Origin of the sequence: Vibrio albus (assembly GCF_003144035.1) — a bacterium.
Taxonomy (GTDB): Bacteria; Pseudomonadota; Gammaproteobacteria; order Enterobacterales; family Vibrionaceae; genus Vibrio; species Vibrio albus.
Window position 1 is genome coordinate 481,801 of the sequence record NZ_QFWT01000001.1, and the last position, 19,029, is coordinate 500,829.

19 protein-coding genes are annotated in these 19,029 nt (G+C 49.3%); all 19 read right to left on the reverse strand.

Annotation, left to right across the window (positions count from 1 at the left end; all coding sequences use genetic code 11):
* Position 1 precedes the first annotated feature (1 nt).
* The 19 genes from DI392_RS02085 to fliE all read right to left on the reverse strand — a co-directional run bounded on the left by DI392_RS02085 (position 2) and on the right by fliE (position 18,962).
* Positions 2-736, reverse strand: coding sequence for an RNA polymerase sigma factor FliA (locus tag DI392_RS02085; protein WP_109318244.1), 735 nt, complete (start codon positions 734-736; stop codon positions 2-4).
* The gene (locus tag DI392_RS02090; protein WP_181388345.1) at positions 729-1,616 is read right to left on the reverse strand and encodes a MinD/ParA family protein; all 888 of its coding nucleotides are present in this window, start codon (positions 1,614-1,616) and stop codon (positions 729-731) included. The genes DI392_RS02085 and DI392_RS02090 overlap by 8 nt, the downstream gene beginning before the upstream one ends.
* A gap of 13 nt (positions 1,617-1,629) precedes the next feature.
* Positions 1,630-3,213 (reverse strand): flagellar biosynthesis GTPase FlhF, encoded by a 1,584-nt coding sequence (gene flhF, locus DI392_RS02095; RefSeq protein ID WP_109318246.1) that lies wholly within the window; start codon positions 3,211-3,213, stop codon positions 1,630-1,632.
* Positions 3,214-3,276: 63 nt separating this feature from the next.
* Entirely contained in the window at positions 3,277-5,370 is a 2,094-nt protein-coding gene (gene flhA / locus DI392_RS02100) for a flagellar biosynthesis protein FlhA (RefSeq protein ID WP_109318247.1), read from the reverse strand.
* Between the two features lie 140 nt (positions 5,371-5,510).
* Positions 5,511-6,641, reverse strand: a complete 1,131-nt coding sequence (gene flhB / locus DI392_RS02105) for a flagellar biosynthesis protein FlhB (protein ID WP_109318248.1) — start codon at positions 6,639-6,641, stop codon at positions 5,511-5,513.
* Between the two features lie 12 nt (positions 6,642-6,653).
* The gene (fliR, locus tag DI392_RS02110; protein ID WP_109318249.1) at positions 6,654-7,439 is read right to left on the reverse strand and encodes a flagellar biosynthetic protein FliR; all 786 of its coding nucleotides are present in this window, start codon (positions 7,437-7,439) and stop codon (positions 6,654-6,656) included.
* A 13-nt stretch (positions 7,440-7,452) separates the two neighbouring features.
* Complete coding sequence (fliQ, locus tag DI392_RS02115) at positions 7,453-7,722, reverse strand: flagellar biosynthesis protein FliQ (RefSeq protein WP_109318250.1); 270 nt, start codon at positions 7,720-7,722, stop codon at positions 7,453-7,455.
* A gap of 56 nt (positions 7,723-7,778) precedes the next feature.
* The gene (gene fliP, locus DI392_RS02120) at positions 7,779-8,654 is read right to left on the reverse strand and encodes a flagellar type III secretion system pore protein FliP (RefSeq protein ID WP_109318251.1); all 876 of its coding nucleotides are present in this window, start codon (positions 8,652-8,654) and stop codon (positions 7,779-7,781) included.
* Entirely contained in the window at positions 8,641-9,006 is a 366-nt protein-coding gene (gene fliO, locus DI392_RS02125) for a flagellar biosynthetic protein FliO (RefSeq protein ID WP_109318252.1), read from the reverse strand. The genes fliP and fliO overlap by 14 nt, the downstream gene beginning before the upstream one ends.
* Before the next feature lie 4 nt (positions 9,007-9,010).
* Positions 9,011-9,415, reverse strand: coding sequence for a flagellar motor switch protein FliN (fliN, locus tag DI392_RS02130; protein ID WP_109318540.1), 405 nt, complete (start codon positions 9,413-9,415; stop codon positions 9,011-9,013).
* A 33-nt stretch (positions 9,416-9,448) separates the two neighbouring features.
* The gene (fliM, locus tag DI392_RS02135) at positions 9,449-10,489 is read right to left on the reverse strand and encodes a flagellar motor switch protein FliM (RefSeq protein ID WP_109318253.1); all 1,041 of its coding nucleotides are present in this window, start codon (positions 10,487-10,489) and stop codon (positions 9,449-9,451) included.
* A gap of 7 nt (positions 10,490-10,496) precedes the next feature.
* On the reverse strand, positions 10,497-11,003 hold the full coding sequence (gene fliL, locus DI392_RS02140; RefSeq protein ID WP_109318254.1) for a flagellar basal body-associated protein FliL: 507 nt from the start codon (positions 11,001-11,003) through the stop codon (positions 10,497-10,499).
* 102 nt (positions 11,004-11,105) lie between these two features.
* Positions 11,106-13,097, reverse strand: a complete 1,992-nt coding sequence (locus DI392_RS02145; RefSeq protein ID WP_109318255.1) for a flagellar hook-length control protein FliK — start codon at positions 13,095-13,097, stop codon at positions 11,106-11,108.
* A 122-nt stretch (positions 13,098-13,219) separates the two neighbouring features.
* Positions 13,220-13,654 carry a flagellar export protein FliJ gene (gene fliJ, locus DI392_RS02150; RefSeq protein WP_109318256.1) on the reverse strand — a complete coding sequence of 145 codons (435 nt, stop codon included), beginning with the start codon at positions 13,652-13,654 and terminating at the stop codon, positions 13,220-13,222.
* Between the two features lie 21 nt (positions 13,655-13,675).
* Complete coding sequence (gene fliI / locus DI392_RS02155; protein WP_109318257.1) at positions 13,676-15,007, reverse strand: flagellar protein export ATPase FliI; 1,332 nt, start codon at positions 15,005-15,007, stop codon at positions 13,676-13,678.
* Positions 15,007-15,807, reverse strand: a complete 801-nt coding sequence (fliH, locus tag DI392_RS02160) for a flagellar assembly protein FliH (RefSeq protein ID WP_109318258.1) — start codon at positions 15,805-15,807, stop codon at positions 15,007-15,009. Before fliH ends, fliI begins: the two co-directional genes overlap by 1 nt.
* Positions 15,808-15,844: 37 nt before the next feature.
* Positions 15,845-16,897: a flagellar motor switch protein FliG gene (gene fliG / locus DI392_RS02165; protein ID WP_109318259.1), complete on the reverse strand. Its 1,053-nt coding sequence runs from the start codon at positions 16,895-16,897 to the stop codon at positions 15,845-15,847.
* Positions 16,890-18,635 (reverse strand): flagellar basal-body MS-ring/collar protein FliF, encoded by a 1,746-nt coding sequence (fliF, locus tag DI392_RS02170; RefSeq protein ID WP_109318260.1) that lies wholly within the window; start codon positions 18,633-18,635, stop codon positions 16,890-16,892. The genes fliG and fliF overlap by 8 nt, the downstream gene beginning before the upstream one ends.
* A gap of 15 nt (positions 18,636-18,650) precedes the next feature.
* Entirely contained in the window at positions 18,651-18,962 is a 312-nt protein-coding gene (gene fliE, locus DI392_RS02175; RefSeq protein ID WP_109318261.1) for a flagellar hook-basal body complex protein FliE, read from the reverse strand.
* Between the last annotated feature and the right edge of the window lie 67 nt (positions 18,963-19,029).

A 19,029-nucleotide genomic window follows, 5' to 3' on the forward strand; every position in this document is an offset into this window, starting at 1 on the left:
ATTAATTATGTTGAGTCCACGCACTGAGCTTGGTACGCAGACGTTGCATTGATTGGCTATGTATCTGGCTGACACGAGATTCGCTAACACCCAGCACTTCTCCAATTTCTTTTAAATTTAGCTCTTCATCATAATAAAGTGAAAGAACTAATGCTTCTCTTTCAGGTAAACTTTTGATCGAATCGACTAAAGCCTGGCGGAAATTTTCATCCGCAACCCCTTGAAAAGGGTTATTCTCTCCTGATTCCTCTGCCGGTGCAATCACATCTTCTGACACACCCAGGTCATCTATCCCAACCAATCGCGAACAATTAATATCAGAAAGCACAGAATGGTACTCGTCCAGAGACATTTCCATATGCTGAGCGACTTCAATATCGGTCGGATCCCGCTTTAGTTTCATTTCCAGCTCATTGATAGCCTGGCTGACCGCACGACTATTACGGTGAACGGAACGTGGGACCCAGTCACCTTTACGTATTTCGTCGAGCATTGCACCCCGGATTCGGATCCCGGCGTACGTTTCAAAACTGGCTCCCTTGGAGCCATCATAGTTCTGCTGAGCTTCCATTAACCCAATCATACCGGCCTGTATCAGGTCTTCCAGCAATACATTAGGTGGCAAACGACCAAGCAGATGGTGAGCGATGCGCTTAACTAAATCTGAATACTGCTCCAGAAATGATTGCTGACCCTTGACGTTTGCACGTTGGTCATATGTCAGCACCTTATTCACCAAATGGCTCTCCTACAGGTTCTTTTCTTTTAAGCAGCCTTTCTACAAAGAATTCCAAGTGACCACTTGGTGTACTTGGTATAGGCCAGGTTAACGCCTTATTAGCCAGCGAACTGATAGCCATTGCAGCGGGAGAGCGCGGAAAGGCATCCACTACAATCTTCTGTTTTTTAACAGCCTGTCTTACCTTATCATCCAGAGGTATACATGCTACGAGTTCAAGAGTGACATTCAAGAAGCGCTCTGTGACCAAGGTCAACTTTGCGAACAATTCCCGGCCTTCCCGGTAGCTTCTGACCATATTTGCAACAATTTTAAACCGCTGCACCTGATGTTCCCGGCTAAGTAGCTTAATTAAAGCATAGGCATCCGTAATAGACGTTGGCTCATCGCACACAACGACCATAACATCTTGCGCTGCTCGGGAAAAACTGACAACCATGTCAGAAATACCGGCTGCTGTATCAATTAATAATACATCTATCTCTTCTTCAAGAGTACCAAATGCGCGAATTAATCCCGCATGTTGTGCATGGCTTAATTCGGTCATACTCTGAGTACCAGACGTTGCCGGAATAATTTTTATGCCATATGGCCCTTCGACCATAGCATCTTTTAACTCACATTCGCCAGACAGCACATGACTTAAATTTCTGGTCGGCCTGATTCCAAGCATTACATCGACATTCGCCAAACCCAGGTCAGCATCAAGTACCGTCACCTTTTTACCCTGTCGGGCCATTGCCATGGCGACCCCCAGAGTGACATTCGTTTTACCCACACCGCCTTTACCACCGGTTACAGAAATAACCTTGGTCAGAGTTGGTCTTGTTAAACGGCGCAGGCCGCTTGCTTGGTCATGTATCATATTATCTGTCATAATCGTCCGCCGCCTAGATACCTTCGTTATCACTGTTCCAGTAACGAGGTTCATCCTCTGTCGACTTCTCCAGCAGTTCGTTCGCTTTTGCCACTACATATTTAGGTTGAGCAATGACAATATCCTCCGGCACCCGCTGTCCGTTCGCGACGTAAGCAAGTGGTAATGCATTATGTACAATGACGCTGATAAACTCTCCAAGACTTAATGACTCATCAAGTTTAGTCAGAATGCATCCGGATAACGGAACCCGTTTAAAATGCTCTATTGTTTCTTGTAACACTTTTCTCTGAGCGGTCGCAGGTAGTACAAGATAACTGCTAATCACCTCTCCACTGTCCTGCATCAGGGTGTCAAGCTGTTCGGAAAGCCGAACGTCCCTCTGTCCCATACCCGCGGTATCAACCAGAATCAGACGACGATTTCTTAGCTGATATATTATTTCGGCCAACTCCCCGGAATCTTTAGCAATTCTTACCGGGCAGCCCATAATTCTTCCATAAACAGCCAGCTGTTCATGCGCACCAATACGGAATGTGTCAGTCGTAACCAATGCAACATTATCCGCACCGTATTCCATCGCTGCCCGTGCTGCGAGCTTAGCAATGGTCGTCGTTTTTCCGACTCCGGTAGGACCAAGCAGGGCAACGACCCCGCCTTTTTTCAGGATATCGGTCTTAGTAATCGATATCTGATCCGACACCAGCCCCAGCAGAGCCTTCCAGGCCTGAGCCGGTTTTGTTTCTTCAGGTATATAGCACGCCAGTTGATCCGCGAGTTCTGAAGAAAGACCCATTCGCTCGAGCCGCTTAATTAACATGGCTCTTAGGGGTTCTCTCCGCTCTACTTCCTGCCACATAAGACCAGAAACCTGATGTTCCAGTAACCGACGAATCGACTTCATCTCTTCACGCATGGATTCCAGCTCATGCGCCGCTTCCGTGTCATCTTGCTGCTCATTGAAGTACCGGTCATAGCGGGTTGGATCAAGCTTAGGTTCAGGTCGCTTCACTCTGCGATCTTCTGCGATCAGTTTAGCCAGTCCTGAATCTTGTGAAAGGGATGATGAAATCGCCCCTGATGACTGCCGGGGCTCATATTGTGACTGTCTTGTTTCCTGCTGACGTTTCAGTAACGCGGTCAGAGAGTCGGCTTCCGGGCGGTTAGGATTATCCTGCTCCGCCATAGTCTCTGCATTGCCGTTACTATATTGCTGTAGCATGCTGGCAAAACGCTTCGTCATAGAGCCGCCACTGTTGCTTCTGCGGTCAGGTTCATTGGTATGGGCGTGGCCGTAATCTCTAAGCCCCCGCTCATCACCTCGCGAACTCGTATCACCACGTAGGCTGACCCGATCGTCCTGCAACTGACGTGCAGGCTGACGTCCGCCGGCATTGTCCATACCTGAAGAATAGCGTGAACGGGTGTTGTGTGAAGACGCAGGGGCAGCCGCAGACTCTCCATCCACAGCCGCGACAATTTCGACTCCGCCAGTCACCTTTTTATTGGACATAATAACGGCTTCAGCACCAAGCTCTTCTTTAACCTGAAGCAGCGCTGTTCTCATGTCTTTGGCGAAAAATCTTTTTATCTTCAAAGTCGTAGTCCAAAATTAATGATTCAGGGAGTCGTGAGCCATCGCTTACCTCGCTGCGTCACGTTAGTTTCCAACGGCCTGTACAATACGAATTTGCTTTTCATCCGGAATTTCCTGATAGGAAAGCACCCGCAAATTCGGAATCGTATTTTTAACAAACTTAGCTAAGGTAGTCCGCAATACTCCGGAGGTTAACAGCACAGCAGGTTCCCCTTTCAGCTCTTGCTCCTGAGTTGCCTGCGTCAGGGAAGACTGTAGTCGTTCAGCCAGACCCGGCTCAATACCTGTTGATTCACCACCAGAAGCCTGCATGGTCTGATGCAAAATTTGTTCCAGCTCAGGTATCAGGGTAATCACTGGCAGCTCTGGCTCTATCCCATTGATTTCCTGAACAATCAGACGTTTAAGTGAGATACGAACGGCCGCCGTTAAGATGTCAGGTTCTTGACTCTTACTGGCGTACTCAGAAAGCGTTTGCACGATAGTACGAATATCCCGGATAGGAATCGCTTCATTAAGCAGGTTCTGCAGCACTTTAACCACAACCCCCAATGAAAGCTGATCCGGCACAAAATTCTCCACCAGCTTGGGCGCGGAACGTCCTAGCATTTCCAGCAGATTCTGAACTTCTTCATAACCAATCAGCTGAGCCGCATTATTAGTCAGTAATTGGCTAAGGTGTGTGGCAAGTACCGTAGCTGAATCCACAACGGTATACCCCAGTGCTTGTGCGTGTTCACGCTGATCTTCTTTTATCCATACCGCTTCCAGACCAAAGGCCGGGTCAACAGTAGGCTCACCATCAACCATGCCGTAGACTTGTCCCGGATTGATGGCCAGTTCCTGATCCGGTCTGATTTCGGCTTCACCAACGGCTACGCCCATAAGGGTAATTCGGTAACTATTGGGGGTGAGCTCGAGGTTATCCCGTATATGAACGGCTGGCACCAGAAAACCAAAATCCTGAGATAGCTTTTTACGCACACCTTTCACCCGCTCCAGCAGCTCCCCCCCCTGTTCACGGTCAACCATTGGTATCAAGCGATAACCTACCTCCAGGCCAATAATATCGACTGGCTGAACATCGTCCCAGGACAGTTCTTTTTGTGCCGGTGCCTCACCTTCTTTAATTTCCGGAACTTTAGGCTTCGCCGCTTCGGCTTTCTGTTTTTTGTCAATAAAATAGGCACCGGCCCCCGCAAGAATGGCAAGGAATAGGAAGGCGACATGAGGCATCCCGGGAACCACCCCCATCACTCCCAGAATACCGGCGGTGATCATCAATGCCTTAGGGTTGTCAAACATCTGAAAGATGACCTGTTGCCCCATATCTTCATCAGTATTTTGACGGGTCACCATAATGGCTGCAGCGATAGACAACAATAGCGACGGGATCTGTGCAACCAGACCATCACCAATGGTTAACAGGGTATATATCTGAATAGCGTTACTGAACTGAAGATCAAACTGCCCCATACCAATGCTGAGGCCACCAATGATGTTAATAAACAGAATAAGAATACCGGCAATCGCATCCCCTTTTACAAACTTAGAGGCACCGTCCATAGAACCGTAAAAGTCCGCTTCCTTGGTTACTTCAAACCGTCGGGTACGGGCCTGTTCAGAATCAATCAATCCAGCGTTTAAATCTGCGTCAATCGCCATTTGCTTACCGGGCAAGGCATCCAATGTAAAGCGAGCACTTACTTCTGAAATACGTCCGGCACCTTTGGTGACCACCATAAAGTTAATGATCATCAGGATAAGAAAGACCACCAGACCGACGGCGTAGTTACCACCAATCACCACATTACCAAACGCTTCGATGACGTTACCGGCAGCATCCCCGCCTTCATGACCATACAGCAATACCACTCGGGTTGATGCCACGTTCAGAGCCAGACGCAGCAAGGTCGCAATCAGAAGCACCGTTGGAAACGCAGCAAAGTCGAGAGGTCGTCTGGTGTAAACGGTGACCAGCAAAACAACCATGGCTAAAGCGATATTGAAGGTAAAAAACAGGTCGAGTAAAAACGGAGGCATGGGCAGAACAATCATGCCCAAGGTGGCCAAAACCAGCACCGGTGCACCGATAGCCGGTAAAGCCCGGTTCGGAATGGAAGGCATTTTGTCTGCAAATGGCAGGTTAAATTTCATAATAGCGCCAGACTTTTCAATCAGATGAAAAACTTTGAAATCAATACTTTGCTAGGGTAATGCAAGTTTCAGTCCAGCGAAAATGTCATTATTTTGACTCAACGAAACGGAGCAGGAACGGATGCAAACAGGAGCGAGCCTTAGTGCCTGAAATCCGGAGGAATAGGCATATTCTCATCTTTCAGTACCGGACGCTGACCACCACGTTTACGGTATTGTTTTAGCTGGAATACATAAGCCAGAACCTGAGCCACCGCAGTAAACAGACCGTCCGGGATCTGCTGCTCAAGCTCGGTTGAATGATACAGAGCACGGGCAAGAGGGGGAGCTGGTACAATGTAGATATTATGTTCACGCGCCACTTCACGAATTTTCATCGCAATATGATCGGTACCCTTGGCAACGACCACCGGGGCTCTGTCGGTCGATGAGTTATACCGTAAAGCAACAGAAAAATGCTCCGGGTTGGTAACGACTACGTCCGCGCTGGGGACTTCAGCCATCATGCGCCGCTGTGCCGCCTCCCGCTGCAACATACGGATACGCCCTTTCACTTCCGGCTTACCTTCTGTTTCTTTATATTCGTCTTTCACTTCCTGCTTGGTCATCTTCAGCTGATTGGCGTGTTGCCAGATTTGGAACGGGATATCGATAGCAACAACGATCAGCAGTGAGCAACTGATAAGCAATACAAAATTGAGCAGAATATCCAGCGCATGGAAAATATTTTGCGGAAACACATCCATACTTAACTGAAACAGATCCTGCTTGGTCTTATTAATCAAATAAAACGCCACACCGGCAACCAGCGCCACTTTCAGTATCGATTTTACAAGTTCGACCCAGCTTTGCAGGCCAAACATCCTTTTGATGCCACTCAGCGGATTCATCTTGGAAAACTTGGGCATCGCGGCTTCTACAGAGAAGCTGATCCCCCCCAGCCCGGCCGCACCGACAAGAGCGGCCACAAACAAAGTGATCAGAATCATCCCAAGAGGAAGTAACAGGTGCACTAATGCGCCAGAAGCGATATCCAGCAACTTAGTAAAGTCAAAAATTTCATTTCGGCTGAGACTGAACAGCCTCCCCATCACCGTCAGAAGCCCATCGGCCAGTGTCTGACCAAACATCATCAGAGAGACCGCTCCGACAACTAAGACCGATACCGAAGCCAGCTCTTTAGAGCGGGCGACCTGTCCTTTTTCACGCGCCTGTTGTAATCGCCTGGGCGTGGCGTCTTCGGTGCGTTCTTGTCCGTCTGATTCTGCCATATCAGCCTCCCCTTAACACGCTAACCGGATAAGATCACAGATCTGCGGCAGACCTTCATTGTTCCAGTACAGCTCATAGTGGTTATACAGCCCCGCCATAATATACCAGCTTAGTAACAAGCCAATGATAAGCGCAAAAGCAAAACCGAGAGAAAAGATATTCAACTGAGGCGCTGCCCGAGTCATCACGCCAAAAGAGAGGTTAATGGTCAGCAGTGCAATAATACCGGACAGAGCCATCGCCAGTGCTGTTTTAAATATCAGCGACATCCAGAGCGCCATTTCCCGAAAATCCACACCGGTGAGTTTTCCGGCCCCTATCGGCAATGTCTTAAAGCTCATCACCACCAGTTGGATCATTTTCAGGTGACCATCACTGGCAAGAAAAAACATAGTGGCAAGAAACATAAACAGCTGGCCAACCAAAGGAGTATTCTGCCCGTTTGCAGGGTCAACCATCGAAGCAAAACCAAGACTCGACTGCATACCCAATATCTGCCCGAGCATAACAAAGGTTTGCAGCATAAATTGGGTCACCATCCCCATCGCCACACCTATCACCAACTGTTCAAGTGTCGTCATATAGCCGGGCAGAGAGAGCAGAGGAATATTGTCAGGAACGGCAGGGATAACAGGCATTACCGCAAACGTCACTGCGAGCCCGAGATACAAGCGGATTCTGGCCGACACAAACTTGGCTCCCGTCACCGTCATCACCATAAACATGGATGAGATTCGCACGTAAGGCCAAAAATAGTTAGCAATCCAGTCCAGAACAACGTTAGTCGGGTATTCCATCTTGTACCTGCATCTAATAGATGACGGACGGTATCCGTTGCACCATTTCGAAGAAAAACTCCATCAGGGTCTGGGCCATCCAGTGAGCACCAAACATCAGGGCGACAAGTGTCACTATCAACCGGGGCAGAAAACTTAATGTCTGTTCGTTGATGGATGTTGCTGCCTGGAAAACCGCCACGACTAACCCGATCAATAAGCTAGGTATAATAATGGCACAAACGAGCACCAGTACGACCCACAAAGCATCGCGGAATATTTCAACAAATAGCTCAGGTTCCATATGCTATTCCTTTTGTCAGCACAGTATGCCTCCGTCTCTTTTCCGCATTCATCAGGCTATAAAGCAAAACTACCGGCAAGAGTGGACAGGATCAGGTTCCAGCCATCCACCAGCACAAACAGCATCAGCTTAAACGGCAGGGATACAATCATTGGTGACAGCATCATCATCCCCATTGCCATCAATATAGATGCCACGACCAGGTCGATAATAAGAAATGGAAGAAACAGCATGAATCCGATCTGAAACGCGGTTTTCAGTTCAGAGGTAATAAACGCAGGGATCAAAACACTCATGGCCACGTCTTCCGGATTCTGAGCATCCGAGCCAGAAATATTAACGAACGTTTCCAGATCTTTCACTCTTGTCTGCTTCAGCATGAAAGTCTTCATTGGCTCCTGCGCTAAATCAAAAGCTTCTCTGGCCGAGATTTCTTCACTCAGATAAGGCTGAAGCGCCGTTTCATTCACCTCATTCAGTACCGGTGACATAACAAAGAACGTCATAAATATTGCAATACCGACTATCACCTGATTTGAAGGCGTTTGCTGCAGTCCCATTGCCTGACGCAGAATCGACATGACAACCACGATTCGAGTGAACGCCGTCATCAGAATAACCATGGCAGGCAAAAAGCCCAGCATCGTCATCAGGGCCAGGATCTGTAGGTTTACAGAATAGTCTTCACTGCCGTCCGGGTTCGTGGTCATTGTAAACGCGGGTATACCAGGCCCTCCGGAACTAAACCCACTTGCCACCGTCCGGGATGCGCCACGGTCTCTTTCCATTGCCGTGACCGTCACACCGTCACCACCAGCCGCAGAAGCGGGAACCGGAGTATCCAGAGCACTGTCTTCTGCCGCATAGGCCGGACTGAATAGCAGAAATGCAAACGCTGCCAGCAAGGCAGCGATAAGATTATTCTTTATCATGTTTTCTCAAAAGCTGGCTGAACTGGCCGGCAAACGATGCCGTCTGTGGATTCCTCTCCTCCTTCTTTTCTCCGGAGTCGAGCGGCTGATCCAGCTTACTGATTAAGTTAATAGACTGAGAAGTAATACCAACGAGAAACTGTTCTTCTCCTGCTTTAACCACGGCAATCCGTTCTTTTGTGCCGATAGGTATCTGGCGGATAACAGCCAGCCCTTTCTGATTTCCCATCGCAGGCAGGCGCATTCGTTTCAGTAACCATGCCAGCCCCAGGATCACTGCGACAACAAAAACCAGCGAACCAAACGTGGTCATCAGATCCAGTTCAGGGGCACCTCCACTTGCTCCGTTCATAGGCTTATCTGAGCTTCTTAATTCGTTCAGTCTGGCTGATAACATCCGTCAGACGGATACCAAACTTATCGTTTACCACGACCACTTCACCATGCGCGATCAACGTACCGTTAACCATCACATCCAATGATTCACCCGCCAGACGATCCAGCTCAACAACGGACCCCTGGTTCAGTTGCAGCAGGTTGCGAATACTGATTTGCGAGCGTCCCACTTCCATTGAAATCGTCACCGGGATATCCATAATGGTATCCAGCTTGCGACGCTCATCCTCCGAAATCGGAGAAGATTGATCGGACAGCTCTTCTAATGGTGCCACCTCAGCATCGTCAGAGCCCTGTGCAGCCGGGTCTTCACTCAGTGCTGCCGCCCACTCATCCGCCAGTTTTTGGTCTTCACTCGGATCCATAGTCATCTATCTGTCACCATCTCTTACACAATCTTATTCATCAGATTCATTGTCGATTGCGGACATTAAATCAGTGCCTAGCATCGCAATATCCGTTTTAACTACTTCAGGACGTTTGATCTTCTCTGAAACCTGTACCGCCAGTTTATCACTGGAACGCCCCATTTTTACCCGATAGGTTGGCAGCTCCTCAACAAACATGGTCGCATGTTCCGGCATTTCAATCGGTATGACATCGCCCGGGCGTAACTCCATCAGGTCCCGGAGGGAAATGTCCCTGTCGAGTAAATTAACCCGGAAGTTAACCGGAACATCCATGATCTCTTCCCGCAATGCGGAACTCCAGCGGACATCCGTTTCCATTTTATCCGACTGAACACCGGCATCGAGAAGTTCACGAATAGGCTCAACCATAGAATAAGGCATCACCACGTGGAAATCACCACCACCGCCATCGACTTCTATGTGGAAAGAGCTGACCACAATGACTTCTGTCGGGCTAACGATATTCGCCATACTCGGGTTTACTTCAGAGTCCAGATACTCAAACTCAACCCCCATGACCGGAGACCAGGCTTCCTTATAGTCTTCAAACACCACTTTCAGAAGCAGCTGGATAATACGACGTTCGGTTGGTGTAAATTCACGTCCTTCGATCTTAGCGTGGAACCGTCCATCGCCGCCAAAAAAGTTTTCCACCAGGATGAACACCAGCCGTGCTTCCATTGTAACCAGAGCTGTCCCTTTAAGAGGACGGAAGCGCACCATATTCAGACTGGTTGGCACGTACAGCGTATTCTGGTATTCACCAAATTTCATCATCTGTACGCCATTAATGGAGACTTCTGCCGTTTTTCTCAGCATATTAAACAGGCTGATACGCATATGGCGGGCAAAGCGCTCATTAATAAGCTCCAGGGTCGGCATCCGACCACGGACAATCCGATCCTGAGAGGAAAAATCAAACGAGACGGCATCGCCAACGTCTGAGTCCAGCTCATCTTCTTCTTCATCAACATCATCGACCCCATGTAAAAGGGCATCAATTTCGTCTTGTGATAATAGATCTGTCACTGAAAACCTACTGGATTACAAAGTCAGTAAATAACACTCTTTCCACTACAGGCTTACCTACGACTTCCTGTAATGTTGCCTGAATATCTTTTGTTGCCTGCTCCCGCAACTGGGTTCTTCCCCCTGGGGTACGTAGCTGATCAACTGTGGCTGTCCCGAATGTCGATAACAACGTACTTTCCACCAATGGCGAATGATGGCGCGCAAGATCTTCATTTTCCGTTCCGCGTACCATCAGCTGAACTTTAATCTGAACCATCCGGCTTCTTTTCTTTCCTGCCGCATTAAATAAGAAAGGCTGTGCAATATTCACATAGGCTGCAGGTTCAGGCAGTGTCGCTTGCTGTTCTGCTGCCGCTTTCGCTTCTGCACTCATATCCGAGTCGTCCGATCCCATCAGAAAAAATGCAGCACCACCACCACCGGCCAGCAGTACCACTACCGCAATGATAATGATCAACAGTTTCTTTTTGCCTTTCGGGGCCTCTTCACCAGGTTGTTGCTCTTCTGCCATAGTCCTGCCTAGTTATCACGGTTTATTTATAGAAATCAGAGTCTGCCAAAATCCGGGTTACTCCAGTTATCAACTCTAATCATATCAGTCTCTATCCAGATATTAAGCGTAATAACTGATTCCATCATCTTTTGCTGCAATATTCACGTTCAGATTGATGCTTTCATCAAGGTTACCCGGCTCTTCGCCAGACTGGCCTGACATGCCGGAACCTCCGCCAGAACCATTACCGGCCATGAACTGTCTCTGCTGTCCGGAGTTCTGCTGTTGGACAGAGGTATCGGCAAGCTGAACCCCTTGCTGCGAGAGCATCTCCCGTAATCTTGGCATTGCCTGCTCAACCATATCCCTTGCCTGATGATTCGCCACGGTAAACTGTACCGAAGCGCCATCACCATGCATGGTCATCCGGATGTGCATTCTGCCCAGCTCGGGTGGATCCAGACGTATATCTATGTTTTTCAGGTTCTTAGACATCATCATCTGCACACGCTCTGCCAGCTGGTCTCCGGCCATATCACGGTTTAACTGCAGTGCTGACTGAGTCTGAGTTGCTGCCACTTGTTGTGCTTCGCTGCGCTGCATCTGCCCCGGCCCCTGCTGACCAGCCATTGACGCTAGTTGATGAGCCAAATCCGCCTCTTTTCTGTCCCCGGCCTTGTCTGCCGACAAGCCTTTCGAGCCATTAATACCAATGGATGCCGCCATACCCTGAATGTTGCCGGCTTTATTTGCAGACACCTCAGACTGTAATGAAGACATATTCGCGGCCATCCATTCTGTCTGTCCCTGAGTTGGCGAAGCAGACTGCAATTGCGCTGCCTTTTCTGCCGCGGCCTGCTGCTCTTGTAACATAGCATGTTGATGCTGTGGAAGCTGTTGCGCCAGATGAGCCCGCTGATGCTGCTGGACTGCTGTCTGCTCAAGCTGAAGCTTGTTTAACTCCACCGCTCCCTTTCCAGCGTCTGCCGCTATCGAAGCCTGCGTAAACTGGCTCCAGTCGGTATCACCGGATTTAGCCTCAGCCTCGGCCTGCAACGCTGCCAGTTGTTCAGGGGATATATTATCCGGCAACTCACTTTGTTGCCCTGCTGGTACCAAACCAACCTCTGCTTCCCCGGTAGCCTGTTGTTCACCCCATACTAAGGATGTCACAGCAGGAGCTTGCTCTTTTCCTTCAAGGCGGGGATCCACTTCTTTCCCCTGAATCATCACACTGTTCAGCTGTTCCCCCTGGCTCATAGACTCTGTCTGAGCCTGCCAGGTGGTATCGGAATTATTGCCCTCTGGCTGTATTGTTCCGTCAAGAGCGCCGGTCTGTCGTACCAGGACGTCTTCTGCCCCCTGCTGCGATTTTATCTCCGCATCAGTTCCAACGTTCAGCCATCGCCTTAACGCTTTGGGTATCTGTGTGTCCGTCGTATGTTCTGATGCTGCCTGTCCTGCACCAGTCAGTCTGATGTTGCCTGCTTCTGCGCCTTTTTGTACAGCCTGCGTACCAGCGGCTTCCTCCGACATCAGACTATTTTCCGCTACGGCTGACCCCGTTTTGGAGGTCTCCCCTCTGACAGCACCTTCGTCAGCCACGGCATCGGGGTCGGCTACTTGCTTCACTGCCTGAAGGGGCAATTCTTTGCCGGAGTCTGTCTGCAATGCCTGATTCGCCTCATCCAGCCTTTCCAGCAATTCATTTCCATTCTTCATCGCTTGCTGACCGGCGGCAGATTGAACGGACTGAGAGTCAGGTGCAGGCCCGGCATCGGTTATTTCACCGTCCATAGCCTCTCCATCTTCCGCCTGCGGTTTTTTGTCTGCCGAGGCAGTGTCCAGCTCGGAAACGGCATCGATACCTTCGCCTTCAACTGCCAGTTTTTTTATCTCACCAGCATCCGGTTCTGCGACCTCGGAAGACTTTACAGCCTTATCACCTGAGCTCACCTTGCCATCCGAACTGAATAGCTTTCCCAGCTTGCTAAGAAAGCTTTCTGAAGACTCAGCGACATCATCAGCCTTCTGTTTCGCCGTACTGCCTGCTGTTTTTAACAAAGCAGAAGATTGGCTATTATCGGTCACTGACAGGGAACTATGATTCATAGAAAAATCTCTTTGCAAGTGGAGAAGCCCATCCGGACTGATTACCTTCCGGACTCATATTCCAGTTTATCACTGGCTATCATGCTAATAGATTTGCAAAAATCAGACCATAAACTGAAAGTTTACTTGCGGCGTGCGTACTGTAGGGTGGAAAATTCGTCCATCTGCCTTTGCTCCCTCTGATCGTCCAGCTTTTGCTTTTCTTTCTTTTTCTTCTCGATCATCCATTCATAAGAGCGACGTTGCTTACGAACCTCCATCCAGTGTTCTTCACAATTAGTGACCTGTGACGTAAAGTGCCCTTCTGCTTCTTTCTGCTTCGCCAGTGTTTCATCCAGTTGGGTAAGAAAACGGTTCAGGTGTCCGTAAGCACTGGCGCTCAGCCCACTCTGTCCTCTTTCAACCAGTTGCTTACAGTAATCAAGCCGGTATTGCTCTATTTGCTCAACCTGCCGGTAGTAGCCCTCCAGCTCTCCACGCGCCTGAGTTAACGCAAGAACGGCCTGGCTCTCTTGTTCTTTTACCTGCTCAAGCAGGAAGTCAAGTGCATTATCCACGCAATCCCCCCAGACCGACTATCAGTCGTTACCACTTGGCTGCAATACATTACGCAGCATGTTGATACACATTTCATATGGAACGGATTCGGTCATGCCTTGCTGCAGATACTGATCCAGGCGTGGCTTAAGTGTAAAGGCACCATCAATAGCCGGATCGGTTCCCGGTTTATAGGCACCGATAGACACCAGATCCTGATTTTTACGGCAGATAGATAAAATCTGCCGTACCGCTTTCGACATCAGCACATGCTCGTCAGAAGTAATCTGTGGCATAACACGACTGACCGATTTTTCCACATCGATTGCCGGATAATGTCCGGCATCCGCCATTTCCCGGGAGAGCACGATATGACCATCAAGAATAGCCCGGGAAGCATCGGCGATCGGATCCTGCAGATCATCCCCTTCCGTCAATACGGTAAAAAATGCCGTAATAGAACCCTGCTCCGGACTGCCATTACCGGCTCTTTCCACCAACGCCGGTAATTTAGCAAACACTGATGGCGGATAGCCTTTGGTTGCCGGTGGTTCACCAACGGACAACGCGATTTCACGCTGAGCCTGAGCAAAACGGGTCAGAGAATCCATCAAAAGCAGGACATCCAGTCCCTGATCGCGAAAATATTCCGCTATTGTCAGCGCAGTCTGGCAACCTTTCAGACGCATCAGTGGTGATGAGTCAGCCGGTGCGGCGACCACAACCGAGCGCCTGCGGCCATCTTCACCAAGAATTTCTTCGATAAACTCTTTTACCTCACGGCCCCGTTCACCAATCAGTCCGACCACAACAACCTGTGCGGTTGTCCCCCGGGTCATCATGCCCAGAGTCACCGACTTACCAACACCGGAACCGGCAAACAAACCGATACGCTGGCCTTTGCCTACTGTCAGAAGCCCGTTAATCGCTTTCAAACCAACATCTAATGGTTCTGAAATCGGTTTACGCAGCAAGGGGTTCATTGGGTCAGCACTAAAAGAGGCTCTATGCTCGGTATAAATTTCCCCGAGTCCATCCAGAGGATTACCAACCCCATCAATGACCCGACCCAGCAGCTCCATACCAACCGGGAGGCCGGTTTCACCGGTCATAGGCGTAACCTTAGCCCCGGGTAATACACCGGTAATCTGTTCACTGGGCATGAGGAAAAGATTGTCCCCGGCAAACCCCACCACCTCAGCCTCCATCTCACCGGAGACTGTTTCGACTGTGCATAAACTCCCGATAGGAGCCTTACATCCGGTGGCTTCCAGGGTCAGGCCGACCACCCGGACCAGTTTTCCCGAGGCGATGGCACGGGTCGTCAAACCATGTGTTTTATATTGGGCAAGGCGTTCTGCTAGAGGAAGCATCACTCGTTCCCCTGGTGCCGGTTGACACCACAGAAGGATTTAAGAACGGAACGCACCCGCTCTTCCATTTTATAACTGACACTGGACTCACCCGCTTCAATATGAATATCTCCGCGATTAAGGGAAGGTTCCGTCACCAGGGTCCAGTTGCGGCAATCCAGCTCTCCTTCACCGTAAGCAGACTGAATAATGCCGACATCGTCAGGGTGTAATTTAAGGGTTATCGCATGACCGGAGATCGGCAAAGCCTCAACGGACTCGCGCACCGTATCAAGAATGATCTGAGGGTTCGTTTGTACTTCAACGTGGACAACTTCTTTCGCCAGGGCAAGGACCATATCCACCAACTGTTTTTCGACCTGAGCATTCATCAGCTCCAGCGGCTGAGCAAACTGGTTTGCAAGGTTCATGAATATTTCAACCTGCTGCTGAATGTATTCCTGACCGGCTGTAACCCCCTCCAGCTTTCCCTGTTCAAGGCCTTCAGCATGACCGGCTTCAAGCCCCTGTTCTTTACCCTTATCGTAACCTGCCGTGAACCCGGCTTCCTGCCCTTTATGGAACCCTTCGTCATAAGCCGATTTCTTTATGGCTTCGATATCTTCTTCGGTCAGCTCGACCGGCGCTTCTTCCTTAGGTTCGCTGAAGTCAGGAACCCAGCCAGGATCATAGTTGAATGCGGTGTCTTTTGCTTCTTTATTAACGTCGGTTGTGTAATCTGGCAAGCCCCATTTTTCGGGCTTAACACTTGCCCCGTCTTCATCAGGACGAAGGAAACCACGTTTACGCTCAAGAGACATAATTCACCTATTTTTGCTTAAGCTGTCAGAATAACGATTATAAGAACTCGTCGGCACCGCCGCCCAGCATTATCTCGCCATTATCAGCAAGACGCCGCGCCACGGCCAGAATCTCTTTTTGAGCCGCTTCAACATCAGCAACACGTACCGGCGGCATGGCTTCGATATCATCACGCATCATCTCAGCGGCACGCTTAGACATGTTCTTGAAGATCTTATCGCGAAGTGCTTCATCAGCACCTTTCAGCGCTTTCTGCAGAACATCCTGAGGCACATCACGCAGCAGTTTCTGTACACCCTGGTCATCCACATCAATCAGGTTATCAAAGACAAACATCAGATCCTGAATCTGGGTCGCCATGTCTTCGTCCTGATCCCGGATTTGATCCATAAGGATACCTTCGACACTGTTATCCATATAGTTCATGATTTCAGCAGCCGCTTTCAGGCCGCCAATTTTCGCTGCCTGAGCACCAGCCTGACCAGCAAACTGTTTCTCCATGATTTCGTTCAGCTCTGCCAGTGCTGAAGGCTGAACTTCTTCCAGGTTGGCGATTCGCATCATCAGGTCCAGACGAACCCGCTCAGGGAACTGAGACAGAATTTCAGCGGACTGATCAGACTCAAGATAGGACAGAACAATAGTCTGGATCTGTGGGTGTTCATTGATAATAATACTGGCTACCTGACGTGGATCCATCCATTTCAATGAATCAAGACCTTTCGAGCCGGTGCCCAAAAGAATTTGATCAACCAGGTTGTTGGCTTTGTCCTCACCCAGAGCAGACACCAGAGCCTTACGCATAAAGTCTTCACTGCCCATACCGATATTGGTGTATTTCTGAATATCTTCCAGAAAGGCCCGGTGAACCGCACCAACCTTATCGTGGTTCAGATCAGCCGCCCTTGCCATGGCACTACCGACACGCTGTACCTGTTTTGGCTCAAGGTGACGGATAATACCTGCGGCATCTTCTTCGCTCAGGCTTAATAACAGGATGGCTGCTCTTTCATCACCCGGAATCGAAGCGATATCGACTTCTGTTGATACCTCGGTGCCATCTTCACGCTTTACAATATCTTCAGCCATTTTCTACCCAGTTCTTCACTACCTGAGCCGCTAATTCTGGCTCGTTAGCCACCAGTGCCCTTACTGCCTTGAGCACATCTTCATCTTTATGCAGGTTCGGTAAGTCAACCCCGGAACCAAATTCGAATACTTCTCCGCCCTCAATATCGCTTCCGATGAGCATGGTATCATCGGCGCTGATAGGCATACCGTTTTCATCCAGAGCCACTGCACCTTCTTCTTCTGCATTCGGGTTAAGCAGTTTTTTCATTGCCGGACGAATCAGTACCAATACAACAATAATGACGACCAGTGCACTTGCCACCCAGCGCACCCAATTGTTGAAATTCGGGTGTTCCCAGATTGGCACATCCGTAATTTGCTCTATCTGTGGTTCGGCAAATTTAACGCTCAGTACATTCAGCAAATCCCCACGGGCCTGATTAAATCCAACCGCACCAATCAGTACCTGCCGAATCGCATCCACTTCGCCGGCAGAAAGTGATTCATACGTTACTTCCTCGGTTTCCGGATTGGTGACAGGCTTATCTTTAATCGCAACGGAAACGGTCTGGCGGTCAACCACCCCGGTCTGACGCCGCTCATGGCTGATAGTGGTATCAAGTTCAAAGTTACGGGTCGCTTCTTTATGGACAGAACCCTGTCCCATCAACGAACCGTCTTTCATCTGCGCCACATCCTCAGGGATGGATGCATCTGCCGGTGGCTGATTACTCAGTGCACCCGGAACGCCGGCGACTACGTTACCATTATTATAGTCTTCCAGAGTGTATTCACTGCGGGTAGAAGGCGTACTTGGATCGAAGCGTTTACGGGTCTGCTCAATGGCACTGAAATCAAGCTGAATATCGACCTGAGCGGTATAGTTGCCGATGCCCAGAATAGGAATCAGTACGGAGTCTATTTTCTCCCGAAGAGCCTGTTCCTGCTTGCGCTCCAGATCCTGCTCTTTGCGACGTGCGGTCGCAATCGGGTCCTGAGAACCGGAGCTTAACAGGCGGCCATGCTGGTCAGTAACGGTCACTCGGGTCGGTTTCATGCCCGGAACCGCACTGGCGACCATATCAACAACAGAATCAACTTCTTCCTGATCCAGAGTATTTCCCATCCGAAGAGTGACAAATACCGTTGCTGACGCCTCCTGATTATGACGGACAAAGACGCTCTGTTTGGGCAGAGCAAGAAGCACTTGCGCTTTACGCACCTGGCTCATTTGTTCGATGGCTTTGGCCAGTTGCCGTTCTCGACTGAGTTTCAGTCGCTCGGCTTCAAGGCGCTGTGATACACCGAATCCCATATCGTTCAACAGGATGTCATCACCAGCCTGATTACTTTTGTTCAGACCTGCCCGGGCTAAATCCAGTTTCAGGCTATTGTATTCATCGACAGGCACCTGAATGGTATTACCATCCAGTTTATATTCATGTTTCTGTTGATCAAGGTAATCAAGCACCGTGATCAGCTCATCGGTTTCGTAAGTGCCTAAAGGCCGTAATTCCGGCTCTTTCATCCAGAAAAACAGCATCACGATCAGCGCAACACAGATTGAAATAGACAGAACCAATACTACCTGACGGAGTAAATCCAGGTCACCCATCGCTAAATCAAGCTTAGAAGCGCTTTTCTCATTCAGATCGGTATCCTGAGTATCAGTACCCATACCATTCGTGGTTGCCAGTGCCCCATTGGAACCCGAATCTGTTACCGCTACATCTGTTGATTTGTTTTCTTCAGCCACTGTCAGTCACCCAAATTAAACTGGCATATTCATCAATTCTTTATAAGCCTCTACCAGCTTATTTCTTACCTGAATGGTAGCTTCAAAAGCAACACTGGATTTATTACGCGCAATCATAACATCCGACAGGGAAACATCTTCATCACCGCGATCAAAACGCATTTGCAGGTCACCGGATGTTTTCTGTAAAGAATTCACATTATTAATGGCATTATTCAGCATATCACCAAAGTCTGCTCCCACGCGCTGACCTGTTGCTGGGGAAGTCGTGTTTGACGCTTCCAGCTTCATCGCCTGCATTTCGCCCTGTATGCCACCAATATTCATTCTTACCTCACTAAGCCAATTATTTGACTCGCTATCCCGTTCTTATTTTGACGCTGCAATTAGTATG

Bases quoted from the DNA above. Each gene is read 5' to 3' on its own strand.
- DI392_RS02090 (WP_181388345.1), bottom strand. From the start codon at position 1,616: ATGACAGATAATATGATACATGACCAAGCAAGCGGCCTGCGCCGTTTA.
- flhA (WP_109318247.1), bottom strand. From the start codon at position 5,370: ATGAAATTTAACCTGCCATTTGCAGACAAAATGCCTTCCATTCCGAAC.
- flhB (WP_109318248.1), bottom strand. From the start codon at position 6,641: ATGGCAGAATCAGACGGACAAGAACGCACCGAAGACGCCACGCCCAGG.
- fliR (WP_109318249.1), bottom strand. From the start codon at position 7,439: ATGGAATACCCGACTAACGTTGTTCTGGACTGGATTGCTAACTATTTT.
- fliQ (WP_109318250.1), bottom strand. From the start codon at position 7,722: ATGGAACCTGAGCTATTTGTTGAAATATTCCGCGATGCTTTGTGGGTC.
- fliP (WP_109318251.1), bottom strand. From the start codon at position 8,654: ATGATAAAGAATAATCTTATCGCTGCCTTGCTGGCAGCGTTTGCATTT.
- fliO (WP_109318252.1), bottom strand. From the start codon at position 9,006: ATGAACGGAGCAAGTGGAGGTGCCCCTGAACTGGATCTGATGACCACG.
- fliN (WP_109318540.1), bottom strand. From the start codon at position 9,415: ATGGATCCGAGTGAAGACCAAAAACTGGCGGATGAGTGGGCGGCAGCA.
- fliL (WP_109318254.1), bottom strand. From the start codon at position 11,003: ATGGCAGAAGAGCAACAACCTGGTGAAGAGGCCCCGAAAGGCAAAAAG.
- DI392_RS02145 (WP_109318255.1), bottom strand. From the start codon at position 13,097: ATGAATCATAGTTCCCTGTCAGTGACCGATAATAGCCAATCTTCTGCT.
- fliI (WP_109318257.1), bottom strand. From the start codon at position 15,007: ATGCTTCCTCTAGCAGAACGCCTTGCCCAATATAAAACACATGGTTTG.
- fliH (WP_109318258.1), bottom strand. From the start codon at position 15,807: ATGTCTCTTGAGCGTAAACGTGGTTTCCTTCGTCCTGATGAAGACGGG.
- fliG (WP_109318259.1), bottom strand. From the start codon at position 16,897: ATGGCTGAAGATATTGTAAAGCGTGAAGATGGCACCGAGGTATCAACA.
- fliE (WP_109318261.1), bottom strand. From the start codon at position 18,962: ATGAATATTGGTGGCATACAGGGCGAAATGCAGGCGATGAAGCTGGAA.